The 24,819-nt window shown below is 67.6% G+C and carries 20 protein-coding genes and 1 pseudogene; 7 read left to right on the top strand and 14 right to left on the bottom strand.

From position 1 onward, the window contains the following. Positions 1–11: 11 nt before the first annotated feature. The 6 genes from N4261_RS13605 to N4261_RS13580 all read left to right on the top strand — a co-directional run bounded on the left by N4261_RS13605 (position 12) and on the right by N4261_RS13580 (position 7,636). The gene (locus N4261_RS13605) at positions 12–692 is read left to right on the top strand and encodes an ABC transporter ATP-binding protein (RefSeq protein WP_261755845.1); all 681 of its coding nucleotides are present in this window, start codon (positions 12–14) and stop codon (positions 690–692) included. Positions 693–702: 10 nt separating this feature from the next. Beyond that, complete coding sequence (locus tag N4261_RS13600) at positions 703–3,117, top strand: ABC transporter permease (RefSeq protein ID WP_261755844.1); 2,415 nt, start codon at positions 703–705, stop codon at positions 3,115–3,117. 222 nt (positions 3,118–3,339) lie between these two features. Continuing rightward, positions 3,340–4,242 (top strand): alpha/beta fold hydrolase, encoded by a 903-nt coding sequence (locus tag N4261_RS13595; RefSeq protein WP_261755843.1) that lies wholly within the window; start codon positions 3,340–3,342, stop codon positions 4,240–4,242. A 197-nt stretch (positions 4,243–4,439) separates the two neighbouring features. After that, the gene (locus tag N4261_RS13590; protein WP_261755842.1) at positions 4,440–5,807 is read left to right on the top strand and encodes an MFS transporter; all 1,368 of its coding nucleotides are present in this window, start codon (positions 4,440–4,442) and stop codon (positions 5,805–5,807) included. Next, the gene (locus N4261_RS13585) at positions 5,804–6,658 is read left to right on the top strand and encodes a formyltransferase family protein (protein WP_261755841.1); all 855 of its coding nucleotides are present in this window, start codon (positions 5,804–5,806) and stop codon (positions 6,656–6,658) included. The genes N4261_RS13590 and N4261_RS13585 overlap by 4 nt, the downstream gene beginning before the upstream one ends. A gap of 12 nt (positions 6,659–6,670) precedes the next feature. Continuing rightward, entirely contained in the window at positions 6,671–7,636 is a 966-nt protein-coding gene (locus tag N4261_RS13580; RefSeq protein WP_261755840.1) for a PIG-L deacetylase family protein, read from the top strand. A gap of 155 nt (positions 7,637–7,791) precedes the next feature. On the opposite strand, the pseudogene N4261_RS13575 reads toward N4261_RS13580, so the two are convergent. The 12 genes and pseudogenes from N4261_RS13575 to N4261_RS13520 form a co-directional block, all read right to left on the bottom strand. Then, positions 7,792–8,574, bottom strand: a pseudogene (locus tag N4261_RS13575) (glycosyltransferase family 2 protein); the annotation flags it as partial. Next, positions 8,457–9,641, bottom strand: coding sequence for a DegT/DnrJ/EryC1/StrS family aminotransferase (locus N4261_RS13570; RefSeq protein WP_261755839.1), 1,185 nt, complete (start codon positions 9,639–9,641; stop codon positions 8,457–8,459). The pseudogene N4261_RS13575 and the gene N4261_RS13570, both read right to left, overlap by 118 nt. Continuing rightward, complete coding sequence (locus N4261_RS13565; protein ID WP_261755838.1) at positions 9,638–10,978, bottom strand: alkaline phosphatase family protein; 1,341 nt, start codon at positions 10,976–10,978, stop codon at positions 9,638–9,640. The genes N4261_RS13570 and N4261_RS13565 overlap by 4 nt, the downstream gene beginning before the upstream one ends. Continuing rightward, positions 10,975–12,459, bottom strand: a complete 1,485-nt coding sequence (locus N4261_RS13560; RefSeq protein WP_261755837.1) for an AMP-binding protein — start codon at positions 12,457–12,459, stop codon at positions 10,975–10,977. The genes N4261_RS13565 and N4261_RS13560 overlap by 4 nt, the downstream gene beginning before the upstream one ends. Next, complete coding sequence (locus N4261_RS13555; protein ID WP_261755836.1) at positions 12,431–12,916, bottom strand: type II 3-dehydroquinate dehydratase; 486 nt, start codon at positions 12,914–12,916, stop codon at positions 12,431–12,433. The genes N4261_RS13560 and N4261_RS13555 overlap by 29 nt, the downstream gene beginning before the upstream one ends. Further along, entirely contained in the window at positions 12,897–13,532 is a 636-nt protein-coding gene (locus N4261_RS13550) for an HAD-IA family hydrolase (protein WP_261755835.1), read from the bottom strand. Before N4261_RS13550 ends, N4261_RS13555 begins: the two co-directional genes overlap by 20 nt. After that, on the bottom strand, positions 13,525–14,214 hold the full coding sequence (locus tag N4261_RS13545; RefSeq protein WP_261755834.1) for a sulfotransferase: 690 nt from the start codon (positions 14,212–14,214) through the stop codon (positions 13,525–13,527). Before N4261_RS13545 ends, N4261_RS13550 begins: the two co-directional genes overlap by 8 nt. Further along, positions 14,211–14,522: an acyl carrier protein gene (locus N4261_RS13540; protein ID WP_261755833.1), complete on the bottom strand. Its 312-nt coding sequence runs from the start codon at positions 14,520–14,522 to the stop codon at positions 14,211–14,213. The genes N4261_RS13545 and N4261_RS13540 overlap by 4 nt, the downstream gene beginning before the upstream one ends. Further along, a complete protein-coding gene (locus N4261_RS13535; RefSeq protein WP_261755832.1) occupies positions 14,519–17,236 on the bottom strand; it encodes an AMP-binding protein in 2,718 nt (905 codons plus the stop codon). Before N4261_RS13535 ends, N4261_RS13540 begins: the two co-directional genes overlap by 4 nt. Then, positions 17,233–18,504 carry a radical SAM protein gene (locus tag N4261_RS13530; protein WP_261755831.1) on the bottom strand — a complete coding sequence of 424 codons (1,272 nt, stop codon included), beginning with the start codon at positions 18,502–18,504 and terminating at the stop codon, positions 17,233–17,235. The genes N4261_RS13535 and N4261_RS13530 overlap by 4 nt, the downstream gene beginning before the upstream one ends. Before the next feature lie 16 nt (positions 18,505–18,520). Next, entirely contained in the window at positions 18,521–20,350 is a 1,830-nt protein-coding gene (locus tag N4261_RS13525) for a B12-binding domain-containing radical SAM protein (RefSeq protein WP_261755830.1), read from the bottom strand. Position 20,351: 1 nt separating this feature from the next. Then, entirely contained in the window at positions 20,352–21,857 is a 1,506-nt protein-coding gene (locus tag N4261_RS13520) for an alkaline phosphatase family protein (RefSeq protein ID WP_261755829.1), read from the bottom strand. Between the two features lie 579 nt (positions 21,858–22,436). Here N4261_RS13520 and N4261_RS13515 point away from each other — a divergent pair. Beyond that, the gene (locus tag N4261_RS13515; RefSeq protein WP_354005361.1) at positions 22,437–22,919 is read left to right on the top strand and encodes a TfoX/Sxy family protein; all 483 of its coding nucleotides are present in this window, start codon (positions 22,437–22,439) and stop codon (positions 22,917–22,919) included. A gap of 121 nt (positions 22,920–23,040) precedes the next feature. Here N4261_RS13515 and N4261_RS13510 read toward each other — a convergent pair whose 3' ends face one another. Continuing rightward, a complete protein-coding gene (locus N4261_RS13510) occupies positions 23,041–23,820 on the bottom strand; it encodes an alpha/beta fold hydrolase (protein WP_261755828.1) in 780 nt (259 codons plus the stop codon). Positions 23,821–24,033: 213 nt separating this feature from the next. Next, positions 24,034–24,711: a YczE/YyaS/YitT family protein gene (locus tag N4261_RS13505; RefSeq protein ID WP_261755827.1), complete on the bottom strand. Its 678-nt coding sequence runs from the start codon at positions 24,709–24,711 to the stop codon at positions 24,034–24,036. Between the last annotated feature and the right edge of the window lie 108 nt (positions 24,712–24,819).

Genomic DNA, 24,819 nt, shown 5'->3' with positions numbered 1-24,819 from the left:
AGGAGCGCAACATGCTGAAACTACTCAACGTCAGCAAGACCTATCGGGTCAAGGACATCCAGACGGCCGCCCTGTCGGGCGTCAATCTCACCATCGACCAAGGCGACTACCTCGCCGTGGTCGGCCCCTCGGGCTGCGGCAAGTCCACCCTGCTGAGCATCCTGGGCTTGCTGGACCGGCCCGACAGCGGCCAGTTTCTTTTCGACGGTCAGGACGTGAGCCGCGCCAGCGAGGCCGAACGCACCCTGCTGCGGCGCGGGCGCGTCGGTTTCGTCTTCCAGAGCTTCAACCTGATCGAGCAGCTCACTGTGCGCCAGAACGTCGAGATGGCGCTCAAGTACACCGATGTCTCCAGCGCCGAGCGGCGAGAGCGGGCCGACGCGATGCTGGATCAGTTGGGCGTGGCCCACCGTGCGGGTCATTCGCCGTCACAGCTGTCCGGCGGGCAGCAGCAACGGGTGGCCATTGCCCGGGCGCTGGTGGCTCGGCCCCAGGTGCTGCTGGCGGACGAGCCCACCGGCAACCTCGACAGCAGCCATGGCGAGGAAGTGATGCGCCTGCTGCGCGACATCAACCGCAACGGCACCACCCTGGTCATGGTGACCCACTCGCCGGCGCATGCACGCCAGGCGTCGCGGGTCATCGAGATGAAGGACGGACGCAACGTCCAGCGCGAACTGCAGGCCGCGTGAGGACCGCCCCATGATGTCCATCGGCACGCTCCGCATCGGTCTTCGCATGATCCTCCAGGAGGCGCGTCACAACGCCCTGGTGCTGATCGGCCTGGTCCTCGGTTTCACCGCCTGCTTCCTGTTGCTGGCCTTCGTCCGCCAATCCTTCCTCTACGACGCCCATCTTCCCGACCGCGACCGGACCTATGTGGTCAAGGCGCATTTCAACTTTGCCGGCACCACCAATCCCTGGTCGGACACCACCCCGCTGGTGCTGCGGGATGCCCTGCTGCAGCCGCCGATCGCCGAGGCGGTGTCCCGCGTGATGCCGCTGGAGGTCTCGGCCCGGGTGGACGACCGGGTGCTGCCGCTGAAGGTCTCGCTGGTGGACCCGGATTTCGCGGGCTTGATGGCGCTGAAGGTGCTGGATGGCGATCTGTCCCGCGCGCTCGGCACGCCGGACGCGGTCGCCCTCACGGCCGACACCGCGCAGCGTCTGTTCGGGTCCGAGCAGGTCGTCGGCCGTCGCGTCACCATGGTGGACCAGGTCTTCACCGTGGCCGCCGTGGTCGCCACCCCACCGCGCGCCACGACCGTGCCCTTTGCGGCGCTGGCTGGCATCGACAGCAGTCTCTGGAGCGCCGAGACCCGTCAGGCGATGCTCACCGCCTGGACCAAGGTCGAGGGCAAGATCTATCTGCGCCTGGCGCCCGGCGTCGACCCGGCCTCGGTGGCGCGCCGCCTGGAGGCCGCGGCCAATGCTTCCCCGCTGCAGGCGGCCTATCCGCCGGAGATCGTCCAGCAGATCGGCCAGCTCAATCTGCTGGACGTCCGGCTGGGTTCGCTCACGCACGCCTACTTCGATCCGGACCTGGCGTCGCTGGCCGATCCGGCGGTGCATGCCGACCGTGCGCTGGTGGTCGGCCTGGGCGTGGTGGCGGTGGTGGTGCTGTTGCTGGCCGCCAGCAACTACGCCAGCCTGGCCACCGTGCGCGCCGCACGCCGGCGGCGCGAGATCGGCGTGCTGAAGACGCTGGGCGCCACCAGCCGGGAGATCCTTTGGCAATTCACCCTGGAATCGCTGTGCTTCACGCTGTCGGCCGCCTTGTTGGGTGCGCTGCTGGCCGCAGCCTTGCTGGAGCCCTTCGCCAGCCTCACCCATCGGCCCACCGATCAGGTGTTCACGCCCGTGTCCTGTGCGGTGGCGCTGCTGATCGCGGTGGTGGTGGGCCTGCTGGCGGGGGCCTATCCGGCCTGGCTTGCCGCCCGTGTGCCGGCGAATCAGTTGGCGAATGCGGGCAATGGCGAAGGTCTGGCGGGCGCCTGGCTCAGGCGCGTGCTGACGCTGATGCAGTTTGCTGCCGCGATCGCGCTGCTGGGCCTGAGCCTGGGCATTGCCTGGCAGACCCGGTATGTGCTGGCGATTCACCCGGGCTTCGATGCCCGCGGACTGATCGTGCTGCGCCTGCCCGGCAATTCGATGACCGCCGAAGGCAAGTCCTTTGCCGAGGCCGCCCGCCAGTTGCCCGGCGTGACCGGCGTCACCGCGACTTCGGGCGTCATCGGCCGCAATGAGGCGGTGTTGCTGGCCGATGTGCAGCGCGGGGACCGCCCGGAGAACCTGGTCCGGCTGACGGCCATCCGCCCCGACTTCTTCGAGGTCTACGGCATCCGCCCGGTGGCCGGCCGGGTCTTCGATGGGCGCAAGGATCCGGAGGAAAAAGGCAGCGAGGTCATCATCAACCAGACCACCGCCACGCTGCTGGGCTTCGACACGGCGCAGGCGGCGGTCGGTCAGACCGTGCTGTTCGGCAAGAGCAGAAAGCCCTTCCAGATCGCCGGTGTCGTGCCGGACATCCGTCAGCAATCGGTCCGCAAGGCGATTCAGCCGATGGTCTATGTGCTGGTCCTGCGCACGCCCTACCTCACGGTGCGCGCCAGCGGGAACCCGGCGCCGGTGGAGACCGCCCTCGCGGCGTTGTGGGCCCGCAGCTTTCCGAACCAGGCGCTGGACATGAAACGGCTGCAGGACCGCATCGACAGCAACTATGCGGACGACCAGCGGCTGGCCTGGCTGTTGATGGCCACCAGCCTGCTGGTGGGCGGCATTTCCGCCATCGGCGTCTATGTGCTGTCGGCCTACGGCATCCAGCGGCGCTTCAAAGAGATCGCAGTGCGCAAGCTCTACGGCGCCGGTGCGCCGGCGATTGCGCGCCTGGTGTGGCGCGAGCCGCTGTTCATCGTCATTGGCAGCGCGCTGATCGGCTTGCCGATCGCTGCGGTGAGCACCCATCGCTATCTCGCTGATTTCGTCGAGAGCGGCGCCGTGCTGGTGCCCGCGCTGGTCGGTGCCTTTGCGCTGGCGGCGCTGGTGGCCGTGATCTCGACCGCCGGCAGCACGGTGTCGGCGCTGCGGGTGGCCCCCGGACGGGCCTTGCAGGAATGAATTGACAGGACCTTCCGCGCGTGGGGTCGAGGTCATCGATCACGCGGGCGGGAGGTCAGCGCCAGAAACGGGGAGGCACTCCACCGGCTTGCCGGTGGGACGTACAGCGCTGGTCTCCCGTCGGGTTTGCCCCCGAAGCGCGGTCGCCGAGTGGTCCATCGGCGTCGGCCTTTGCTTAGCCGCAGAGGCATCAGCCCTACCAACGTAACTTGAGAGGAAGATATGAAAGTGATTCCGAAAGACCTGGCGAGCAAGATCATTTCTTCGCCCCGGGCGGATGTCGAAGTTCATTCCCACGAGTCTCAAACGGGCATCTGGGACATTCTGGCGATCCTGTGTGACAAGGGGGTTCTGGCCTCGCTGACGCGTCTCGAGTCTCCCTTCCGGTCCATCAACTGCATGCAGCTGCCCGGCTACGGCAAGAGCACCTTCAAGGGCTCCGTCGAGTCGGCCACGCTGGACGACCACCTCGCAGCGATGGACTCGGTCCTGAGCTCCAAGCAGACCCTGCTCTACGGCTATTCGCACGGCGGCTTCTTCACCGCGCAATATGCGATCAAGCATGCAGACAAGGTCCAGGCCTTGGTGCTGGTGGAGCCGGCCCTGTTCACCGCCTCGGAAGACCTGCTCGAGCGGGCCGCCCTGCTCGACGCCGGCAAGGATGTCGAATCGATGGCCCGCATGGTCCAGCGCTATGACACCCCCGCGGCTCAGAGCGAGGCGCAGGTCACGCAGGTGGCCGAGCAGCTGGTGAAGAACGTCAACAGCGGCAGCACCGTGGCCCAGGAATTCCGGATCCGCGCGGCCAATGCCGTCACGGAAGCGGACCTGGCCGCGCTGGACATGCCGGTCCTGCTGATCGGTGGCACCCGCAGCCATGCCAGCCACATGGTCAAGCGGGCCTTCCAGGCCATTCCGCATGCCACGGTGAGCTGGATTGAAGGGGCCTCCCACCTGGACCTGGAAAAGCCGGAGTTCGCGCCGCAGATCGCGCGCGCCATCGATGCCTTCCTGTCGAGCATCGGCGCCACTGGCACCCCGACTTACCAGAGCCTGATGACGGAGCTGTTCCATGCCGCCAAGCCGGCGGCGCAGGTCGGCCAGGAGCAGGCGGTCCGGGCTTGATGCCGGTCTTGCCCTGAGGGGATGGGGAGGCCTGAGTCGGCCCGACCGGGGCCTGCCCTGCGGCAGGTGATGGACGGTGCCGGCGCTCGCGACAGGCCTCCCGCGGCGTGGCCTTGATCGGCCACGCCGTGTGGACCGAATGGCCCGATGGGCTGCTGTGCAGCGGCCGGGCATGACGATATGAAACGGAGCATCCCGTGAGCTCTCCCGATGACGCCCCGCAGGCGACGAATGCGACGAATGACTCAAACAGTGCGACCGCACCGGATGCGACGACCGCGCTGAATGTGCCCGAGCGTGCCCAAGCCGCCCCCGCCTGCGAGGCGAGCCCGGCTGCGACGGCCCCGCCCCCGCCCCGACTGCACTTCGTGCTGGTCTGCGTGTTCCTGGACATGCTGGGCATCGGCCTGGTGATGCCCGCCTTGCCCCTGTTCATCGGCGAAGTGGCCGGTTCGCGCGAGGCCCAGATCGCCTGGTACGGTGCACTGGTGATGGTCTACGGCGTCACCCAGTTCCTGGCCGCGCCGCTCATCGGCGCGCTGAGCGACCGCTTCGGTCGCCGACCGGTGCTGTTGCTCTCCATGGTGGGCATGGCGCTGAACTTCCTGATCACGGCCGTTGCAGGCAACCTCATCGGTCTGGTGATCGGCCGCATCCTGGGCGGGCTCTCGGCAGCCAACATGTCGGTGGCCTATGCCTATGCGTCCGATGTCTGCCCGCCTGCGGAGCGCACCAAGACCTTCGGTCGCATCGGTGCGGCCTTCAGCGTGGGCTTCATCGCGGGGCCGGTGCTCGGCGGGCTGCTGGCCGAGTTCGGACTGGTGGTGCCGCTGTATGCGAGTGCCGCGGTCTGCGTGCTGAATCTGGTCTATGGCCTGCTGTTCCTGGGCGAGTCGCTGCCTGCGGACGGACGCAAGCCGTTCTCGCTGAAGCAGGCGAATCCGTTCTCGTCGCTGGGCCGGCTGGTGGTCAGTCCCAGCACCCGTGCGTTGGTGCTGTCCTTCGGCGTGCTGGTGTTTGCGCAGCTGATGTCGCAGACCAGTTTCGTGCTCTACACCCACTTCCGCTTCGGCTGGTCGCCCGGCCAGGTCGGCGTGGCGCTGTTTCTGGTCGGTCTGGGTTCGACGGTGATGCAGGCCTTCTGCCTGGGGCCGCTGAACAAACGCTTCGGCGACGAGCGGCTGGTGCTGATGGGCCTGGCTTCTGGCGGCATCACCTTCTTCGTCTACGGCGTGGCCACCGAGGGCTGGATGATCTACGCCATCATCGCGCTCAACATGCTGTCGTTCGCGGCGTCGCCGGCCCTGCAGAGCATCGTGTCCAAAGCGTCGGGCGATGTCGGTCAAGGCGCGCTGATGGGCGGCCTGCAATCGCTGCGCAGTGCGGCGGTGGTGCTGGCGCCGCTGGCCAGCAGCGCCCTGCTGGCGCTCACCAGCGGGCTCCCTCAGGGCGATTGGCGGGTCGGAACGGTCTTCATGGTGTGCGCGGCGCTGCAGTTCATCGGCTTGCTGGTGATGGCGCATTACTTCCGTCGTGCGCCGCAAGTGATCGAGGTGGCGACATGAACGTGTTGGTGACGGGTCAGAAATGGTTTGGGGCCGAGGTGTTCCAGGCGCTTCGGGCGCTGGCGGGCATTCGGGTGATGCATGTGTTCGCCCCGGCGGACGATCGCCTGCGCGCGGCGGCCGATCGGGCCGGCGTGCCGGTCTCGCTGGCAGGCACCCTGTGCGAGGCGAGCATGCCGGCGCAGGTGGACCTGATCGTGGCGGCACACTCGCACGATTTCATCGGGGAACGCACCCGGTTGCGGGCGACCTATGGCGGCATCGGCTACCACCCGTCGCTGTTGCCGCTGCACCGCGGGCGTGACGCGGTGAAATGGGCGGTGCGGATGCGGGAGCGGGTGACCGGCGGCACGGTGTATCGGCTGTCGCAGCAGGTGGACGGCGGCCCCATCCTGGCCCAGCACCATGTGCTGATCCGGCCCGACGACTCGGCGGAAGAACTCTGGCGCCGCGACCTGGCGCCCTTGGGCGTGCGCCTGCTGGCCGAGACGGTGGCACTGATCGCGCGCGAAGGCCACATTCCGGGCACTGCCCAGGACGAGGAACTGGCCACCTGGGAGCCGTCGCTGGACACGCGCCCGTTGCATCGCCCGGACTTGCTGATGATTGGGCACAATCGCCCCACGCCGGCACGGCGGTCGGCGCGGCCCATCGCCGAGCCGCCTGCGGCGTCACAGCCGATGTCGCCGGAGCCGATCGTGCTGGAACCGGTTTTTCGGGAGCCGATCGCACGGGAGCGGGTGAGTCTGAGCGTGGGCGCCGGGGCGGAGGCCCTGCCCGCTGCCGTCCCCGATCGCGTGCCCGCGTACGACGCGATGCGCCAGCCGGCGTTGAGCGATGGCGCCCGCTGACACGCTGCTGCGATGGGGCCAGGTCGTGCCGATGCCGTCGACAGCACCCTCGACGCTGCTGATCGACCAGTTCAACGCCGTGTGATCCTGTCGCCGCATCCGGATGATGCGGTGTGGTCACTGGGCGGTGCCATCGCGGCCTGGGCGCGCCACGGCGAGGTGCTGGTGGTGACCGTCTTCGATGGGGAGCCGCCCGATGACGGCGCGCCCGCCCCGAGTTCGGTCGATCCCCGCGCGCGAGTCGGCGGGTCGGCCTCGCGGCACGACGACGCGGATCCTGCCCATCGTTGGCGCGGCCTGGGCGCCGCGCCTCGGCGACAGCAGGAGGATGCCGTCGCCATCGCCGATCTGGGGGCCAAGCTGCTTCCTCTGGGCCTGCGCGAGGCCGCGTTTCGGCAGGAGGTGGATGGGCGCTTCAGTCATTCGGCGCCCGCCTCGCTGTTCGCCTCGGTCGATCCTGGCCAATGGCCCGATCCGTCGCCCGCACTGCTCGAACGCTTGCGCGCCGTACTCCGTCCCGACGATCTTGTGATCGCGCCGCTGGCCGTGGGCCGGCATGTCGACCATTGCCTGGTCCATCGGGCGGCGCGGCAACTGGTCCCGTCTCCCAGCTTCTACATGGAGTTTCCCTACGCCGAGACCGCAGAGGGCCCCGCCGTGCAACAGCACCTGGACACCCTGGGGCTGCGGCTGGGCCGTGTGCGACTGCCGGTGGCGTGGTCGCCGTGGGTTCGCGCGGCCTCACGGTATCGGAGCCAGGTGTTGCGCCTGTTCGGCAGCGGGCGTGTCTTCGCTCAGCAGTTGGCCAGATTCGCGGGGGTGGCGGCCGATGTCGCTGGCGCTGGCGCGACCGGTTCGATGTGGGTCGTATTGCCGTCGACCGCGTCAGGGATCGCCACCGAGGCGCAGAACGTCGCCTCGGCCGAGCCCGCGACCATGGACGCCGCCTGCTGGATCTGGTCCACCCGCGACCGGTAAGCCGCCAGCGAGCCATACGGCGCCAGCAATTGATCCAAGGCCTGCGCGGCGGGGCAAGCCGCCAACTGCTGGAAGCGCCGCAGGTTGATTCCGTGAGCGTCCCAGCGATCCGGCGCCGCATGGGATTGGTGAAAGCCCGCCGCCTGCTCGGCGAAGCGCACCGCCACGCCGGAGCGCCACAGCCGAAACGCGAAGTCGATGTCCTCCATGCCCCAGCGCTGGCCGTAGCCTTCGTCGAATCCGCCCACCGAGGCCCAGAGCGCCTTGGGCAGCGACAGATTGGCGCCTGCCGCCAACCAGGGCCAGACCGCAGCGGCTTCGGGGGCCTCGATCGCCTGAGACAGCGTGCTGGCCCATTGCCGAAGCCCGGCCGGCGGTGACCAATTGCCCGCCCGGAGCGCCGCGGCGTCGATGGCGGGCAACCCGTCGCCCGGATGGGCCGGATCGTCGACGCGGATCAAGGAGATCAATTCCCGAAGCCGCCCGTGCACCAGGCCCGGCTGCAGCGCCTGCGCCTCTCGATGACGTTCCACGAAGTCCTGCGCCACCAGGATGTCGTCGTCCAGGAAGACCAGCAGCGGGGCCGAGGCTGCTTTCGCGCCCGCATTGCGGGCGCCAGCGCGTCCGAGTCCGGCGGTGGTGAGCAGTCGGGCGCCGGGCACGCGCTGCGCAAGGTCCCGGACCGCCTCGGTCGGCGCATCCGCCACCAGGATCAACTCCAGCCGAGTGGGCCCGCGCAGACCCGCCACCGCCGCCAGGGTCAAGGCCAGCCGCTGTGGCTTCGCATGCACCGGAATGACCAGCGAAACCTCCGGACCGGTCACCCCAGCACCTTGGTGATGGCGCGTGCAATGTCCAGCGTGTCCTCCACACTGCCCAGCAAGGCGCGATGGTGGATCCAGATGCCTTGCGCCGCGATGTGCTCGGTGACTGGGCATTCGGCGATCAATTGCGCCTGCGAGGTGGACGGAGCTGGCGCCAGCCAGAAGGACGGGATCCGATAAAGCGCCTGGTAGGCCCGGTAAGCCGGAATGCCTTCGGCGATCAGGCAGTCGACGATCCGGTTGCGGTCCGGCACCCGGCCATCGTCCGGGTTGAGCGTCAGCATGTACATGTAGTGCGGATGCTGGGTGGCGTGGGCCGTGTGGCCCTGCACCGTCACCCGGGATTCCGCGGCCAGCACCTCGGAGAGCAGGCGCGCATTGGCCTCGCGGCGCTCGCTTTGCTGGGCCAGACGCGCCAACTGCGCTCGCAGCACCGCAGCGGAAAACTCGTTGAGCCGACCGTTGGTGCCCACCACCGTGTGGTTGTAGCTGCGATCGCCCGCCGGACGGCCGCAGTTGCTGTAGAGGTAGACCCGGTCGCGCAGTTCCTCGGTCGGGCACAGCACCAGGCCGCCCTCGCCGGCGGTCATCAGCTTGAAGTTCTGGAAGCTGAAACAGGCCAGCGTGTGCCAGTCGCCGATGCGTTTGCCGCCCTCGCCGCGAGCGCCGTTGGCATGGGCGGCATCCTGGATGACCACCAGCCCATGGGCCTCGGCAATGGCCATCACCGCGGTCATGTCGCAGAAATGCCCGGACAGATGCACCGGGATGATGGCCCGGGTGCGGTCGGTGATCTTGCGGCGCACCGCCTCCGGATCGATGCCGTAACTGTCCGGCCGCACATCGGCGGGCACCGCAATGGCGCCCACCCGCTGGCAGGCCATCGAGGTCGACACAAAGGTGAAGGCGGGCACGATCACTTCATCTCCGGGCTGGATGCCCGCCGCCTGCAGCGCCAGCTCCAGCGCCACCGTGCCATTGGTGACGGTGACGGCAAACGGCGCGCCGTGATAGTGCGCATACTCGCTTTCGAAGGCGGTGTTCTCCTTGCCGGAGACCCGCCACCATTGACCCTGGCGAAGGCTGCGCAACAGGGCTTCCTCCTCGGTGTGGTCGAACTGAGGCCAGGCCGGGAAGTCCTGGCTGCGCACGCGCGGCCCGCCGTTGATCGCAAGCGTCATGAGAAGGTCCTTTCAAGGGTCTCTGGAGAATCCTCGCGGCGGGTCTGCCGCGTCATCAGGGAGGGCCGTTCGCAGCCGGCTGGCGCCTCGCGGCCCAGCATTTCGGCGATCGTGGGGGCGATCTGCTGCAGCTGGACCGGCTGGCCCTGCGGCAGCTCGGCCCCGGGAGCGTCCAGCACCATGAAGCCGCGATCCCGGTGCCAGCCCGATTGCGCGGTGCGCCGCACATGGGTCGCCCAACGCCGCTCGCCCAGTGGCGGCCGGCGCTCATCCGCCGGCTTGATCACCAGGCTGGGTGCGAGGTGCCGGAAGGGGCCGGTATACAGCTCGTCGCGGTGATGCACCGATCCGATCACCGGTTGCCCGTTCGGAAACCGCAGGGCCGCCAGCGCCTGCCGCACCGTGTCGATCTCCGCTGCGGTGGCCCGACCGGTGTTGCACAGGTCGCGGCACAGCATCACGCCATGGGAGCCCTGCACCGTTTCCATCGCCAGGCTGCGGGCCAGGTCCACCTGGCCGTCGGCATCTCGGTGCTGCAGGCCGGCCTGCAGCAGCAGGTCGTCGATCGACACAAAGCCGTCCAGCTCGCCGAAGCCCATTTCGGAAAAGACCATGGTGGTCTCGGCGCCCAGCGCCTGCAGCGCGCGGCAGGCCTGGTCCACGAAGTCATAGGCCCGCAGCACGGTGGGCCGCTGTGGGGGCGCCGGGTCCCGCATTTCGTACCAGAGGAAGTGGGAGACGCGGTCGATCAGGGTCAGGTTGACGATCATCACGTCGGTGTCGCGCGCCAGCGCCTGGGCGGCCTGCAACTGCGCAGCCGCCACACGCCAGGCCTGGGCGGCGAATTCGTCGAAGGATTCGCCGCGGTAGAACAGCGTCACATCGTGGGCATAACGCACGCCTTCGCGCAGCAGATCGCTGAGCAGCGACCGCGGGTGGCTGGCATTCATCGTGTACTGCATCGGGTAGCTGATCAGCCGGCCGTTCAGGGGCTTGGGCGGATGGGTCAGCTGCACATTCACGACGCTGAAGCGCAGGTCGGACAGGCTCTCCCACTCCCACACGCGCGGCACCTGGACATCGTCGGTCACCAGCACCCGCGGCATCTCGCCCGCGCTGTGGGCGGACCAATAGGAGAAGCAGCCGTGCCGACCCGGATTCATGCCGGAGAACGCGGTGGCCAGGTTCACCGGTTCGTACGGCACGGGGCCGCAGTCCATCGGGGCATAGCGTCGCTGGCGCATCTGCTCGCCGAACCAGGGCAGCCGACCGGCGGCCACTTCCCGGGTCAGCACGGTGGGATCCATGCCCTCCGCAATCACGATCAGGGCTTTCATCCCCACTCCTTGGCTGTCGTGCGGGCGGACATTGGCGGCATCACGGGCTGCGGGGCCTGCACCGCCACGCAAGGTGAAGCGGAAGGCGCAGGCACGGGCACAACCGCGTCCGCCACCTGGGCCGGCGCGAGCGAGATCGGCTGCTGCGGGCATGCGCCCGTGTCGGCGGCGGACGTCGCTGCGGCGCTCCACGGTGGCAGCGCGATGTGGCCATCCGCTGTGAGGAATGCGCAAACCCCAAGACGGAAACGACGTACCGGCCGGCCCAGGTCGGTGTCCATGCGGGGGGCGGCACCGGGCTTGGCCTCGGTGTCGGCATCGCCGGCCGCCTCGATGTCGAACGCCTGCGCGGTGGCGGCGTCCTCATTCACATACTCGATGGCGAGGAGCGGGCCGTCCAGCCAGAGCTCACCTTGATCGAGCACGAGCCGATCGCCATCCATCGGCGACCAGTCCGGCGCGTCGCCCTCGCGCACGAGCAGCGCGTAGCCCGCCTCGGGCAGCAGCGCCAGTCGAAGGTCGGGTGGCGAATCGGGCGGCCCGCTGCGGCACACATCTGTGCCATGGGTGTGCGCAGCGGGCGTGTCCGAGGCCGCCACCATTTGGTCCCACGCCTGCGTCAACACCTGTCGCCGCAGCGAAGTCGGGCACGCGCCTGCGTCCCACGCCCCTCGCCAGACGGTGAGCGCCACGCTCGTAGGCATCGTCTCGGCCGCGCCAAGCCAGATGGAACATCCGCTCAGGCAAGGCGCGAACACGTCCAGCGCGGCGGCATGGCCGATCAGCGGCCCCGCACCGCCCAGGCAGTCCTCCGCCGTGAGCGCAAGCCGCGCGGCGACGCCCAGCAGCTGGCTGGTCAAGGTCGCATGACTGACCGAGACGCCTCGGCAGTCTCCGCCATCGCGATCCGGAAAGATGACCACGGCCGGCTGATCCCCAGGCACGGGATAGGCCAAGGGATCGGGTGAGGCCTGCGCCGGCAGTTCATCCAGGAAGTGCCGGAAGTTCAGGGTCCACATCACCGGGGAGGAACTGGCCGCTGCAATGGCGCGCTCCTGGTCGCCGAGGACGGTGGTCGTGCCCGCCCGTTCGTGGATGGCCCGCAGGCGGTCACCGGGGGTCGGCGCATCGACGTCGATGGCGGCCCCATCGAGCGCCAGATAGCTCGCGCCGGCCATCAGCACGGCCCAGATCGCCAGCACGGTCTGCGGCGTGCGCTCGCCCAGCACCAGCACTCGGTCACCCGGCCCGACCCCGTTCTCATTCAGGTGATTGGCCAAGGCCTGGGCCTGGCGGCGGACCTCGCCGAAGCACCAGTCGCCGGAGGGCGTGCGAAAACAGACGCCCAGCGCCGGTTGTCGCCACAAGCCCTGGAACAGCGGCTCCGACACGACCTCCAGATGCGTACCGGGTTCCGGCACGGCCATGCGCAGGATGGGGGGCGGTGCGATTTCAGCGTGTTCTGGCGGCATGGTGCTCATGGTGTTCGATCAGTTCACGCGCCGCGACTTCATAGCAGCGCACTCCGAGACCGGCGATCACCCCACTGGCCAGCGCCGAGATCACCGAGCTGTGGCGAAACGCCTCCCGGGCCCAGACGTTGGAGATGTGGACTTCGAACCAGGGAAAGTCGAGGTCCTCCAGCGCGTCCCGCAAGGACCAGCCGTTCATCATCAGCGCCCCGGGATTGATCACCAGGGCCTGGGCCGAGGCCCGGTGCTGCTCCAGGAAATCCACCAGGTCGCCTTCGTGATTGCTCTGCACGCTGATCACCCGCCAGCCGTGCGCCTGCGCCACGCCGGTCACCTGATCCTGGATGTCCGCCAGCGTCACCGTGCCATAGACCTCGGGTCGGCGGCGCCCCAGCCGGCCCAGGTTGGGGCCGTTCATCAACAGCAGGGTGCCGCGGCTCGACGGATCAGAGGAGATGGAGGACATCGTTGGGATGGTGAAGATGAATCGCATGGTCGACCCCGCGGGCCTCGGGGCCGGGGTCGTCCCAGGTGGCCAGGCCGGTGCGCATGCCGGCACTGCGGCCGCAGGCCAGGTCGGCCATCGAGTCGCCGACGAACAAGGTGCTGGCGCAATCGAGCCGCAGGGTGCGGGCGATCGTCAGGGCCATCTCCGGCGCCGGCTTGGGTGCGGACACGTCATCGCTGCCGACCACCATGGCGAAGTGATCGGACAAGGCCAGATGGTCGAGGATCTGCCGGGTGCGGGCCCGGTCCTTGCCGGTGGCGATCGCCATTGGAATGCGCCGCCGCGACAGCGCCTGCAGCATCGGTCGCACGCCGTCGAACACCGCAATGCGGTGCATCTGGCGGATGCTCTCGCGCACAAAGACCGGCTGCATCGCCAGCGGCAGCCCCATCAGACGCATGATCTCGGGAAAGCTCCGACCCAGGTACTTGCAGTAATCGCTGAACGGGGGCGCCTCGCCCTCGCCCACCACTTCCTCATAGGCCTGCAAGTAGGCATGCCGCATCACGTCCTTGCTGTCGATCAGCGTGCCGTCCAGATCGAACACCACCGCGCGCACCTGTGGCTCAGCCATGCGGCGGCTCCTGCGGGCGGCCGGCCCGATTCAGCGCCGGATCGACGCAGGCCGCCATGGCGGCCACATCTAGCGCCTGATCGGCGGGGCGGTTCAAGGCCTGGCACAGGCGCTGCAGCTCGGCGGTGGGGTCGGCGATCAGGTCCTCATAGCGCAGCTCATGGAGCCGCACCTGGGGACGGCGGTTCAGCCATTGCAGGCTGTCCTGCACATGCAGCCGGTAGATGCCGGCCAGATCGGCGACCGCGGCGTCCTGCCAGGCGGCATCGGAATGGTGCAGCGCCATGTCGCGCTGCGAGCGCAGCACCGCGCCCAGATCACGGTGCAGGAACAGCACGTCGTACTGGTGGGTCGGGGGCAGCCGCATGAGATGGCGCGACACCACCTTCACCGCACGGCCGCGCGCCTCGCCGATCCACTGACGATAGTCCTCGTCCGCCTTCACCGGCTCCCATTCGAAATAACCGTGGGGATTGCGGTCATCGGCTTGGCGCACCTCGTCCACCAGCAGCGGCATCCCGCCCGCCCGCAGCGCCCGCATCAGCAGCGAGGTACCCGAGCGGGGCAGCCCGGAGACCACGGTCACCGTGCTGGCCGGCGCAGGCATGGGGCCCACCCGCATGCAAGGCAGCCGCTTGATCGGCGGCACCCAGCTGGAATGCGCGGCCTGCGCGGTGTTCATTTGGCGGCGGTGAGCGCAGACGCCGCACCGGCCTCGACGGCGCCCGGTGTCGAGGCCGCGTCCGGACCGCCGGCGGCGTGTTCGATGTAGGCGACCAGCTTGGCGAACGAGCTCACCAGATCCAGCGAGAGGTCCTCGTCATGGATCTGCACGCCGAATTCGCCCTCGATGTGAATCAGGACCTCCAACGCATCGATGGAGCTCAGCGGCAGGGTTTCGACCAGGTTCACGTCCTGCACCTGTTCAAGCGTGAGGTCGCGGCGGGCCGCAGCGGAAAGCACCTTGAGAAGTCGGGTCGACGTGGTCATCGCGAGGTCCTTGTGTAGAGAGAGAGGCCGTAAACGGCGGGATGCGTCAGCGCGAACACCGCCTCGCCCTGCAGGCCGAGACCCGCCAGCGATCGGTCCAGCGCTTCACGGGTGAGATGGCACAGGCCGCCATGGGTCAGCCAGTCCAGTCCGAGATCGGCGCGCGCCGGTGCGAGGAACAGGTCATCCACCACCAGCACACCAGTGGGGGCCAGCCGGTCCATCAGCATCGGCAGGTGCAGAGATACGGTCGCGTCGTGGCAGGCGTTGTCCAGCACGATCAGGTCGAACACGGCCTGTCCCTGGGCCAGGCGCTCCACGGTCGACGGTGTCAGCCGCAGGCCGAGGTCGGCGCGCTCCGCCCGCTCCTTCCGCCCGGCCGGCGGCGACCGATCGGCGGCTGGGCCGGACGCGTCAACGCCCTCATCGCCATTCAAACCGCCGATCGGCACATAGCAACTGCCGGCCGCGTCATAGCGACCCAGTCGCGCCAGGTGACGGGAGTATTGGCCGGTGGTGGCGGACAGGTCGGCCACCCGCAGCGCGCCGCTGCGATCGCGCAGCAGGCGGCGCACCGCCCGAAGCCGGCCCATCCGCTTGTGTTCGCCGTTCATGGCCGCCTGGTAGCGGGCAACGGCGTCCTCCGGCACGGGCTGCGTGGCGAACGGGCGGGTCGGCAGGCCATGGCGCAGCGTCGTGCACACGGCCTCGAGGCTGTTCCAACCGGTGAGCGCGGCCTGCTCCAGATTCAACAGGTCGCGGAGGCTGTCGGCGGTGGTTGCCGGCAGCGTCGACGGGGACGGCGCGAGGCCGACCTGGGGCGTAGGGGGCGCGGTCGCAGCGTTTTCAGCATCTTCAGATTTCGCAGCATCTGCAGCGACGGTCGCGTTCGATGGCGCATTCAGCCCGTCCGGCGCGGCCGCGGCCTCGACCACCAGCCCCATCAGGCAGGCGACCTGAAGCGCCTGCGTCACGGTGTCGGGATGGAGTTGGCTCGCGGTGGCGATCTGGTCGACGTCCTGCTGACCGTCCAGCCGGTCCAGCACGCCGCAGGCATGCAGCGCCAGCAGGAGGTGCGCCCGCTTGTAGGCCTGTGCTGCCTCCATCCACACGGCGGGGGCCGCGCGTCGATACACCGGGCTCGGCAGCGGCTTGCCGTTCGCTGCGCGCGAGATCTGGGTCACCTGCTCCAGGTAGTCCGGCAGCTTGCTGCGCGACAGCTGTTCGGCGCAGAACGCTCGCAAGGCCGGCGCATCCCAGCGCGCGCCCGGCTGCATCTGGACCGAGGCCAGGATGTGGTCGTTGCCCACCTGTGCCGACTTCAAGGCTCGGACCCGCGACGACGCCACGCCCGGAAACTGATGGATCACCGACTCGATCTCGGTGCTGGAGATCCACCGATCGCCGCGGCGAATCGCGGTGGTTGCACGGCCAATCAATCGATAGCTGGGGCGAGAGCCGCGCTCCTGGCCATCATGACCGCCGTCTGGGGGATCGCACTGGGCGATGTCGCCGGTGTGGTGCAGTCGCCCATCTTCCAGCAGCACGTCCAATGCGAACGGCGTGCCGGCCGGCGGCTCGCCGACGATCCGGATGCCCGGCATGGGTTGACCGATGGACATCGGGGCGACCGGCGCCAGCCCGGCGAACAGCGCGCCACTCTCGGTGCTGCCGTAGTTGCGCGAAAGCCCGAGTCCGAACGCGGCCAGGAAGAGCGCGTCCAGGATGGCATCCACCGGTCCGGCGCCGGCCATCACCACCTGAAGCTGCGACGGGCGGGCGCCCTGCCCGGTTTCCTGTCCCGACGTCGGCGCTAAAGCCTGCGCCTGCGCCTGGCGCCGTGCCAGCAGGGACGCCACAAAGGGCGTCACCGCGCAGTGGGTGGCCCGTGTGCGGAGTGCCTCCACCAATGCGCCCAGATGAAGCGGCGAATGCAGCTCCAAACTGCAGCCGGCCAGCGCGGCAGCCCAGATCCAGCCCAATGAATACGCATGCTGCATGGGCGCGGCCAGCAGCACATGATGGCGATCGGACAGCCCCAGCAGACGGCGATAGCGCTGCGCCTCTGCCCGCCAGGTCTCGAGCGGACGCGCCACCAGGCTGGGCTGGCCTGTGGAGCCAGACGTCAGCAGATGGATGCAGACCCCCGAAGTGCGCTGGCATGTCGCGCCAATGTGCTCAACGCCCACTCCGCCCGATGGCTCGTCCGCATGGCCGGCGGGTGAGACGGCACCGGCCAAGCGCTCGAGGCGCAAGGCGCCTTGCGTGTCGATCTCCAGCAACCACGGCGATCCGAGACGCGCGGCGTTGGACACGCGCTCGGCACGCGGGCTGTCCGACGCCAACAGCAAGGGGCTGATGCCGCGCGACACCAGCAGGAACAGCAGCCCGATGTCGCCGAGGGAAGCGCCGACGATCAGGGTCACGTGATCGCCTGTCTTCAGACCGGCCTGCTCGAGGCTGCTCGACCATTGAGCCACCGCAGCCTCTCCGCCGTAGCGTCGCGCCACGTGTCGAAGGGCCTCGTCGTCAGCCGCCGCCTCGCCCGCGACGGCGTCTTCCGGCGCATCGTCCAGCGCCGATGTGGGTGGGCGTTCCGGCACTGCCCATGTCGGTGCCGTGCCGGCTTCCGCCACCGCGCGGACCTGCCAGGCGCTCGGGCGCCCCGATCTCGGCTCGGCGTCACTGATCCCGGTGCCGATCCTGGCGCTCATGGCACGACGCTCGCCCCAAGGGCTGCGGCGGACGGGGATGGCAGCGGCGCGCCCGTCCCGCCGAAGCCCGCAGAAAAGGCGCCGGGCCGCCGCACGACTTGCCGTTCGCTGAGATAGGCGGCCTTGCGGCTTTCGATCAGGGCGCGAATGCCCGGCGGCGCATACGACGGCGCGCGGCACAGCTCATCCAGCGAGATGAAGTCCTCGAAATACAGGCTCAGCGTGTCCCACGGCGTGAAGCAGCCCTTGCAGGCATCCAGGCGGGGGCGTTCGCCGAGCAGCAGCTCATAGAACGCCGTTTGATTGACCTGATCGAGCACGTCTTCCCACCGGTCCGAGGTCAGGTCTCCCATCGAATGGAACCAGATATTTGGACACGGCGTGGTCACGCCATCGTCGAAGGTGGAAATCACCAGACGAGGCAGATGGCAGCGCCAGCTGCGCTGTCCGTCGTGATAGAACGCGCTGAGCCGGTCCAGATAGGGTTGAGGCGGCAGCACCTCCGGATACTGGATCCGGAGATCGGACAGCGCATCAATGAAGCCCCATTGGTCGGGCCGCACCTTGAATTCCCCGCAATCGGGGCCGCGCACCGGGAAGGGAAACAGCTGCGGCACATTGCCCTGGAACTCGCCGCACCAGCGCACGAAATCGGCCAGATACGGCGCACTGCGGTCATTGAGCACGCCGTACAGTTCCAGCGGCAGGCCGGCCTCCAGCACCGCACGGATGCGCGCCATCACCATCTCATGCAGATGCGGCGCGCCCACCCGGTAGCTGTTGCCTTCATAGACGCTGCTGTCCAGCGAGATCTGCACCACGATGTTGCCCAGCGCCTTCAGGCGGGCAATGCGGTCGGCCGTCAGCGGCAGTCCGTTGGACTGGACGATCACCGCCTCATGCATCGGGGCCACCGTCTCGATGAAATCCATGATGCCGCGGATGATGAAGATCTCGCCGCCGGTGATCTTCAGCAGCGGAGGCTGCAGCTTGCGGTCCACCCGGTCGATGATCAGGGCCAGGCGTTGCTGCAACGGGCTGGCGGGTTCGTAGCGATCGACGACCGGCGGCTTGAAGATCAACTGGCTCTCGTGCGAGGCCTTCATGTTGCTCTGCCCGGTCAGGCAGTAGCTGCAACCCAGGTTGCAGGCGTTTTCGCTGAGCACCAGGTCGTTGCCGAGCATCCGTGTCGAGGCGGTGACTTCTGCGGTGGCGTGGGCGGCGACAGCACGATGGGCAGGCGCGGACAGGTCGGGCGAACGTGGCATGGGCGTGGACCTGCGGCTATTGGCTGAACTGGATGTTGCGTACCGGCAGGCCGGCGCGGTGAAGCTGCATGCTGGTGCCGAGCTGCAACTGCCGCAGACGCTTCAGCCGCTCCCGATAGAACGCCTCCACGGCCGGCTGCTGGCTGCGGGCGAAGGCGTCGGTGAGTGCACCGGCCTCCGCCAGATCGGTCATCTCGCTGATCAGATCGAAATTGAAGCGGCTCATCTCCTGGCGCACCGCAGCGGCCTTGGCTTCGGTCGCATCCAGGATCTCGGCGCCCCGCGCATCCGCACCGAAGAAGCGGCGCAGTCGCGACATGTAGGTGTGCAGCACGATGTCGTAGGTCTCGAACTCGAACACCGCCGGCACCTCGCCGATCACGGCTTCCTCTGCATAGCGCTCCCCATACAGCATCGCGGTGCAACGGGAGAGCGTCTGAATGCGCTCGTCGTGGAAGTCGTAGCTCAGCGGATTGAGCGTCACATCGAAGTCCGCATGCAGCTTGCCTTCCTGGCGCAGCAGCTCCACCGCTTCCGCACCGGGGTACAGCTCCAGACGCACGGTGTAGCGCCGCAGGTTGTAGCCCATGTACTCCAGCAGGAACTGGTTGTTCTCGCGGATCTCGTCAAAGGCGGACCAGGGGTGATAGGCAATGAAGCCGAAGGCCACATACACGCCGACCGAGCGCAGCAGGTCGATGGCCCGCTTGTTGTCGGTCACGGTGGACTTCTTCTTCCATCGGTCCAGCCCGCGCTGCGAGCCGGATTCGATGCCGATCAGCACCTTCTCCAGCCCCGATCGATACAGCAGCTCCAGCAGGGGACGATCGTCCTCGCGCCAGTTCTTGGCCTGCATGCAGCAGTTGTAGAAGATCTTGAGGTCGCGATCGATGATGCCCTGGGCAATCTCGGCAATGCGCTGTTTCGCAAACGGGGCGCCGCCGGGGTCCTCAAAGGTCGAGTCGACGAAATCGAAGGTATTGAACTGATAGGTGCGGTACAGACGCTCGATCTCATCGACCACGCACTCGGGCGAGCGCGCCCGCCACAGCTTGCCCGGATTGATCTTGTTGCCCGCATGCGGCGCATTGCAAAAGGTGCATCGCGCACTGCAGCCGCGAGAGGTGGCCAGCCGCAGGTACGGCAGCTTGCGGCCATTCATCTCGAACTGGTCGCGGGCGGGCTCCGGCAGCATGTCCAGCTCCGGGACGCCAGAGCCGATCAGGTTGTCGATCACCTGGCCGTGCTCATTGCGCCAGCTCAGACTGGGCACCCGCCGGTAGTCGCGGTCTGTCCAGAAGGCCTCCACATAGCGCACCAGCGGCACATCCCCCTCACCACGCACCAGTGCATCCAGAAAGCCCCAGTGGGGATTGCTCAGCAGCTTGGTGCCCAGGAAGGTGGCCAGCGGTCCTCCAGCCAGAAAAGCCACTGCCGGCCCCAGCCGCTCGCGCAGTGCGGCGCAAAACGCCGTGGCATGGGAGACGGTGACCGTGGTCAGCGACAGGCCGATGAGGTCAGGCGCGAAGGCCGCCACCGCCTCGATCGCGTCCACATCGCCGGTGGGCGTGGAGGCCACTTCGATGATGCGCACCTCGCTGCCGAGATCGCGCAGGATGGACACCAGATAGCTCACGCCCAGGTGCTCCGAGCTCATCACCAGATCGCCGTCCAGCAGCACCGGGAAACACACCCGCATCGGGCGCGGACGGGTGAAGTCCACCGGTGAGCGCAGCGGATTGACGATCGGTTCGTCGTCGGTTGGCGGCAGCGAGGACACGGGCGGCGCCCGCAGCAGCGACTGAACCGGAATGACCGCGCGGACCGAAGCAGGTGCGACTTCCATGTCAGAGGTATCCGATCGCGCGGAGTTGGAGGTCCATGAACGCGGACTCGTCGACGCTCAGTCGACGTCCGCTGTCAGGCTGTTGAACGGCTTCCCGTTCGACCGGCTGGCGTGGTGGCAACAGCCAGTGGCCGTCCAGGTCATCCGGCACCGGCAGCCCCAGATGGACCAGGATGGTCGGATAGATGTCCTCGATGCGGGCAAACAGCGGCGCGCCCGGCGACACCGACGGACCCGCCAGGAACAGGATGCCGTCGGGCCGATGCACCCCGCTCTGCACCGGCGCGGACCAGAGCTGGCCGGTCAGGTTGGGCGTGACCATCACACTGAAGTCGCGCGGGACCACCAGGTAATCCGGGCCGGTCTCCAGACAGCGCCCGCGATAGACCTCAGCGCGTCGCTCCAGCGTGAACCACGGCCGGCCCTGGTCGTCGACCACCGTGGCCAGTGCGTCGCGCAAGGCCGCTTCGGCGTCGGCCAACTCACCGGGTTCCAAGACGCCGTGCTGCTGCCGACCCTTCAGATTGGCATTGAGCCCGAAACAACCGGGCGACGGCATGTAGAACCGAGTCCGCGACCAATCGACCGTGCGCTTGTACCGGCGCTGAGACTCGAACCAGGCATGCAGGCTTGCATCGTCCTGGCCATCGCCCGAAGCCGGGGTGTCGACCGGCTCATACCGCGTCGCCATCAGCCCGTGTTGCTCCAGCAGTTCGTGAATCTGGAAATCGGCCTGGCAGCGACCAAAACCGTGGTCCGATGCCACGATCACCAGCGTCTGCTCATCGGTCATTTCCAGCAGGCTGCCCAGGGCGCGGTCCATGTCCTCATAGCAGCGCTCGACGGCGGGACCGGGATGGTCCTGCTCGCCCCAATAGTGATGGCTGACGCGGTCCACCTCGGTGAACACCACGAACATGGCGTCGACCGGATGAACCTCCTGCAGATAGCGGCAGGTGGCGGCGCGGTCTGCGGTGAACTTGTGGGCTTGCTCGTCGTAATCGCGTTGTCCGCGATACATCGTCACGATGTCGGAGTGGTAATGCAGGCCGGCATCCAGCAGCTCCCGCATCAATGAGGGCGGCGCCGTGTAGCGCAAGGTGGTGGAGAGCGGCCAGCTGATCATGTAGCCGTCACGCAGGGCGCGCGGGGGATGGGTCATCGGCACGTTGTGCACGCCCACCCGCAGCCCATGCCGTTCCAATGCCACCCAGATCGGCTCTCTGCCGTAATCGCCGACATTCATGCCGCGCGGCGCATAGTCGCTTTCCTGAAGCGACCAGAACTGGTAGATGCCATGCTCGCCCGGCTCCACACCCGTCAGCATCGAGGCCCATCCGGGCGCGGTATGCGGGGGGAACGTCGACTGCAGCACGCTGGAGGCTGCGCGCTCGCGAAGGCGGGCGAAGTTGGGAAGCTGACCGCGGTCGATCAGGCGATGGACGACGTCGAATGACGCACCGTCGATACCGATCAACAGGAATTTGAGATTGGTCGTTGCATTCAAGATATGCCTTCCCCCCTCGAAATCCGAACACGGTGACCGTCTGCCGCAGCCTCTCGCATTGAATGAATTCAGTCTATGGCAATCGATTTGATTGCAGTGTTCTCGTTTCCCCGTCCCTGTTGCGTCCCTGTCGCGTCCCCTGCGGCCTCAACCACTTCGCCAACCACTTCGCCAACCATTTGGCCAACGACTCCCTCAACTGCGCGGTCAAGCGGTGCATCCGATCGCGATCCGACGGAGATTCGATGGAATCGATGAATCAATCCGGCCGATGATTCGTCGCGGCAGTCGTGCGGAAGGCGTGGTCGGCTCGCCATTCAATGACGAAATGATCCAAGGGTCGCCACGCAGGCGAATGAGCGTGGATAGCAGGATTCGGATGGGTGAATTCCCTCATCCAGACGAAGACGGCTTCGGGCGGTCGGTCCGAGCCGCTACATTGATCGTTGCCATCACCCACTTTCATCGAGGATGTCCGTGCCCCACCGAATGATTCGACACCATCTGCCGCTTGCCGGCTCGCTCGCGCCTGCAGTCACCGTCCATGGCGGCGATCCGCGCCGTCTTTGAGGAGAGACCATGGGATCACGACAAAGCACGATGGACTATGTCCTGGAGCAGATCAGTCAGGCCGGCGACGTCTCCGCGAAGAAGATGTTCGGCGAGTTCGGCATCTATTGCGATGGCCGCGTGGTCGGCTTTCTGTGTGACGACCAGCTCTTCGTAAAGATCACCGAGGCCGGTCGACAGCACATTGCGCAGCCGAAAGAAGGCCTCGCCTATCCGGGCGCCAAGCCCAGCTTCCTGATCGACGGTGACCTGTGGGAAGACCGCGAGTGGCTGTCGACCCTGATTCGGCGGACCGCCGCAGAGATACCGTTGCCCAAGCCCAAGTCGGCGCCCTCCTCCACGGCCAAGGCCAAGGCCACGGCAGTGCCTGCGGCGAAGAAAGCCGCAGCGAAGAAGACGACGTCGGCGACGTCCGCTACCTCGGCCAAAAGTGCGGGCGCAAAGCCAACGGCCAAAGCGCCCGGCAAGGCCCCCAGCAAGCCCGCCAAGTAGGCGTCCGGGTTCGACGCCCCCTGGCGATCCGCACGAGACGCGGCCCGCGGTCGCACCGCGTGCCGCCAGGACACCGGCCGGCTGGGCGTTGTGCCCGCCCATCCCGGCCGATCGGACCGCCCTACTTCAGCCCATTCAAGAAGGCATCAATCACCGCTGCGATCGGGGCGGCGGCCGCGTCCTCCTGCAGGCTCAGGTGGGTGGCGCCCTGGATCCAGGCCACCGACGCATACGGAATGGCCTGCGCCGCCCGCTTGGTCATGAAGGCCATCTGGCTGTGGGTGCCGCCGATCAGCAAGGTGGGCACATCGATGCGGGCCAGGGCCTCCTCGGTGATCGGGTGCTCGGCCCGCACCCGGAACTCATCGGCCAGGCTGCGGGTGTCATTGATGTTGGCGGCGACCGCCTTCACCCAATGGCTCACCGAATCCTTGCGCAAGCCCACTGTGGGTTCGATGAACTGAACGGTGCGTTCCAGCGCCTGGTCCTGGTTGCCGGCGGCCGCCTTCTCGGCCCGCTCCAGCAGATCGGCCCGGTCGGTGAACAAGGCCGGCTCGATCAGGATCAGTGCCTTGATATTGCCGGGACGCGACACCGCATGGGCCGCAGTGAAATAGCCGCCATGCGAATAGCCGAACAGCACGACGGGCGTCTTGCTCTGTGCGGCGATGGTGTCGATGTCACTCACATAGTCCGTCAGCCGGAAATTGCCCTTGGTCGCCACCACGCTGCGGCCATAGCCCCGCAATTGCATCTGGTCCACTGGGTAGGACAGCTTGGCCAGGGCGGAAAACTTGTCGCAGGCCACGGCCACGATGCTGGCGGTCGAGCCGGCTGCGCGATTGCCGAGCTGTTCGACCGCAATGTCTCCATCCGAGACCTTCACGAGATTCGACGTCATTTCAACTCTCCTCTGTTTGACAACAAGGAAGCACTGCCTCGCGTCCCGACATGAAACGGATTCAGGAGGGCGCGCGATGCGGGGCTTTCCACGAGAACGAATGAACATGCCCGAAGCAGCACGGACCCGGCGCGTCGTTCGCGCGCCGCTGTGCATGGCAAGCCTTTGCCCCTGAAGGGCGTCCAGATGTGACGCACGTTCGTCCGAACGGCGCTATCCCTGGCTGGTCGCTCGCTCGAATCCGAAGTTTTTCCACCGCATCACGCTGCTGTTGAGCGCAATGAACGGCTGAATCAGAGGGCCCACCAGGAACAGGAACATGACGGTGGCCACACCCACCGGTCCGCCCAGCAGCCATCCGGTGGCGAACAGGCTGATCTCCAGCGTCATCTTGGCGCGGAAGAAGGAATAGCCCAGCTTCTCCATCATGGTGATGGCCACCAGGTCCATGATGCGAATGCCCACGCCGCTCATGATGATCAATGACGAGGCGTAGGCGCACAGGATCAGTCCAAGCACCACCTGCACCAGCGGCGCATCCGGAATGGCGGTGTAGCGCTCGATCCGCAGCCAATTCCACAGGTCGATGAGATAGCCGACGGCGGCCGTGGTGACGAAGGGCATCAGCGGTGGAAAGCGTCGATTCCACAGCACCCACCAGGTCAGCAGGACCACCGCCACGATCGCGGAACAGCCGCCCATGCCGAGCTGGAGGTAATGGTTCATGCCGATGACCAGCACGTCCAGCGGATCGGTGCCCAGCCGGGCGTCGATGAAGAACTTGGCGCCGATGGAGAACAGCACACAGCCGGCGGCATACATCAGGAGCTGGCGAGGCGCCGGCAGGCGGTGGCGGAGCCATTGTGTCCACACCGTCGATCGCTGGGTCATGGGGTGTCCTGTTGAACGTGGAAACCATCCCGGGGGCGTGTGTCGCCATCGCGTCCTGAGAACCGCTGACCGAAACTCGGTCCGGCCCAACCGAGCGACCTCGTGATC

The organism is Roseateles amylovorans (genome assembly GCF_025398155.2).
GTDB classification, from domain to species: domain Bacteria; phylum Pseudomonadota; class Gammaproteobacteria; order Burkholderiales; family Burkholderiaceae_C; genus Roseateles; species Roseateles amylovorans.
Note: the sequence above shows the minus strand (reverse complement) of the source record. Positions and strands in the feature narration are given on the sequence as shown.

Excerpts from the sequence above, each read along its gene's own strand:
- N4261_RS13600 (WP_261755844.1), top strand. The coding sequence starts at position 703 with ATGATGTCCATCGGCACGCTCCGCATCGGTCTTCGCATGATCCTCCAG.
- N4261_RS13555 (WP_261755836.1), bottom strand. The coding sequence starts at position 12,916 with ATGTCCTCCATCTCCTCTGATCCGTCGAGCCGCGGCACCCTGCTGTTG.
- N4261_RS13515 (WP_354005361.1), top strand. The coding sequence starts at position 22,437 with ATGGGATCACGACAAAGCACGATGGACTATGTCCTGGAGCAGATCAGT.
- N4261_RS13540 (WP_261755833.1), bottom strand. The coding sequence starts at position 14,522 with ATGACCACGTCGACCCGACTTCTCAAGGTGCTTTCCGCTGCGGCCCGC.
- N4261_RS13585 (WP_261755841.1), top strand. The coding sequence starts at position 5,804 with ATGAACGTGTTGGTGACGGGTCAGAAATGGTTTGGGGCCGAGGTGTTC.
- N4261_RS13510 (WP_261755828.1), bottom strand. The coding sequence starts at position 23,820 with ATGACGTCGAATCTCGTGAAGGTCTCGGATGGAGACATTGCGGTCGAA.
- N4261_RS13580 (WP_261755840.1), top strand. The coding sequence starts at position 6,671 with ATGGGGCCAGGTCGTGCCGATGCCGTCGACAGCACCCTCGACGCTGCT.
- N4261_RS13550 (WP_261755835.1), bottom strand. The coding sequence starts at position 13,532 with ATGGCTGAGCCACAGGTGCGCGCGGTGGTGTTCGATCTGGACGGCACG.
- N4261_RS13525 (WP_261755830.1), bottom strand. The coding sequence starts at position 20,350 with ATGGAAGTCGCACCTGCTTCGGTCCGCGCGGTCATTCCGGTTCAGTCG.
- N4261_RS13530 (WP_261755831.1), bottom strand. The coding sequence starts at position 18,504 with ATGCCACGTTCGCCCGACCTGTCCGCGCCTGCCCATCGTGCTGTCGCC.
- N4261_RS13605 (WP_261755845.1), top strand. The coding sequence starts at position 12 with ATGCTGAAACTACTCAACGTCAGCAAGACCTATCGGGTCAAGGACATC.
- N4261_RS13505 (WP_261755827.1), bottom strand. The coding sequence starts at position 24,711 with ATGACCCAGCGATCGACGGTGTGGACACAATGGCTCCGCCACCGCCTG.
- N4261_RS13595 (WP_261755843.1), top strand. The coding sequence starts at position 3,340 with ATGAAAGTGATTCCGAAAGACCTGGCGAGCAAGATCATTTCTTCGCCC.
- N4261_RS13545 (WP_261755834.1), bottom strand. The coding sequence starts at position 14,214 with ATGAACACCGCGCAGGCCGCGCATTCCAGCTGGGTGCCGCCGATCAAG.
- N4261_RS13565 (WP_261755838.1), bottom strand. The coding sequence starts at position 10,978 with ATGAAAGCCCTGATCGTGATTGCGGAGGGCATGGATCCCACCGTGCTG.
- N4261_RS13560 (WP_261755837.1), bottom strand. The coding sequence starts at position 12,459 with ATGAGCACCATGCCGCCAGAACACGCTGAAATCGCACCGCCCCCCATC.
- N4261_RS13570 (WP_261755839.1), bottom strand. The coding sequence starts at position 9,641 with ATGACGCTTGCGATCAACGGCGGGCCGCGCGTGCGCAGCCAGGACTTC.
- N4261_RS13535 (WP_261755832.1), bottom strand. The coding sequence starts at position 17,236 with ATGAGCGCCAGGATCGGCACCGGGATCAGTGACGCCGAGCCGAGATCG.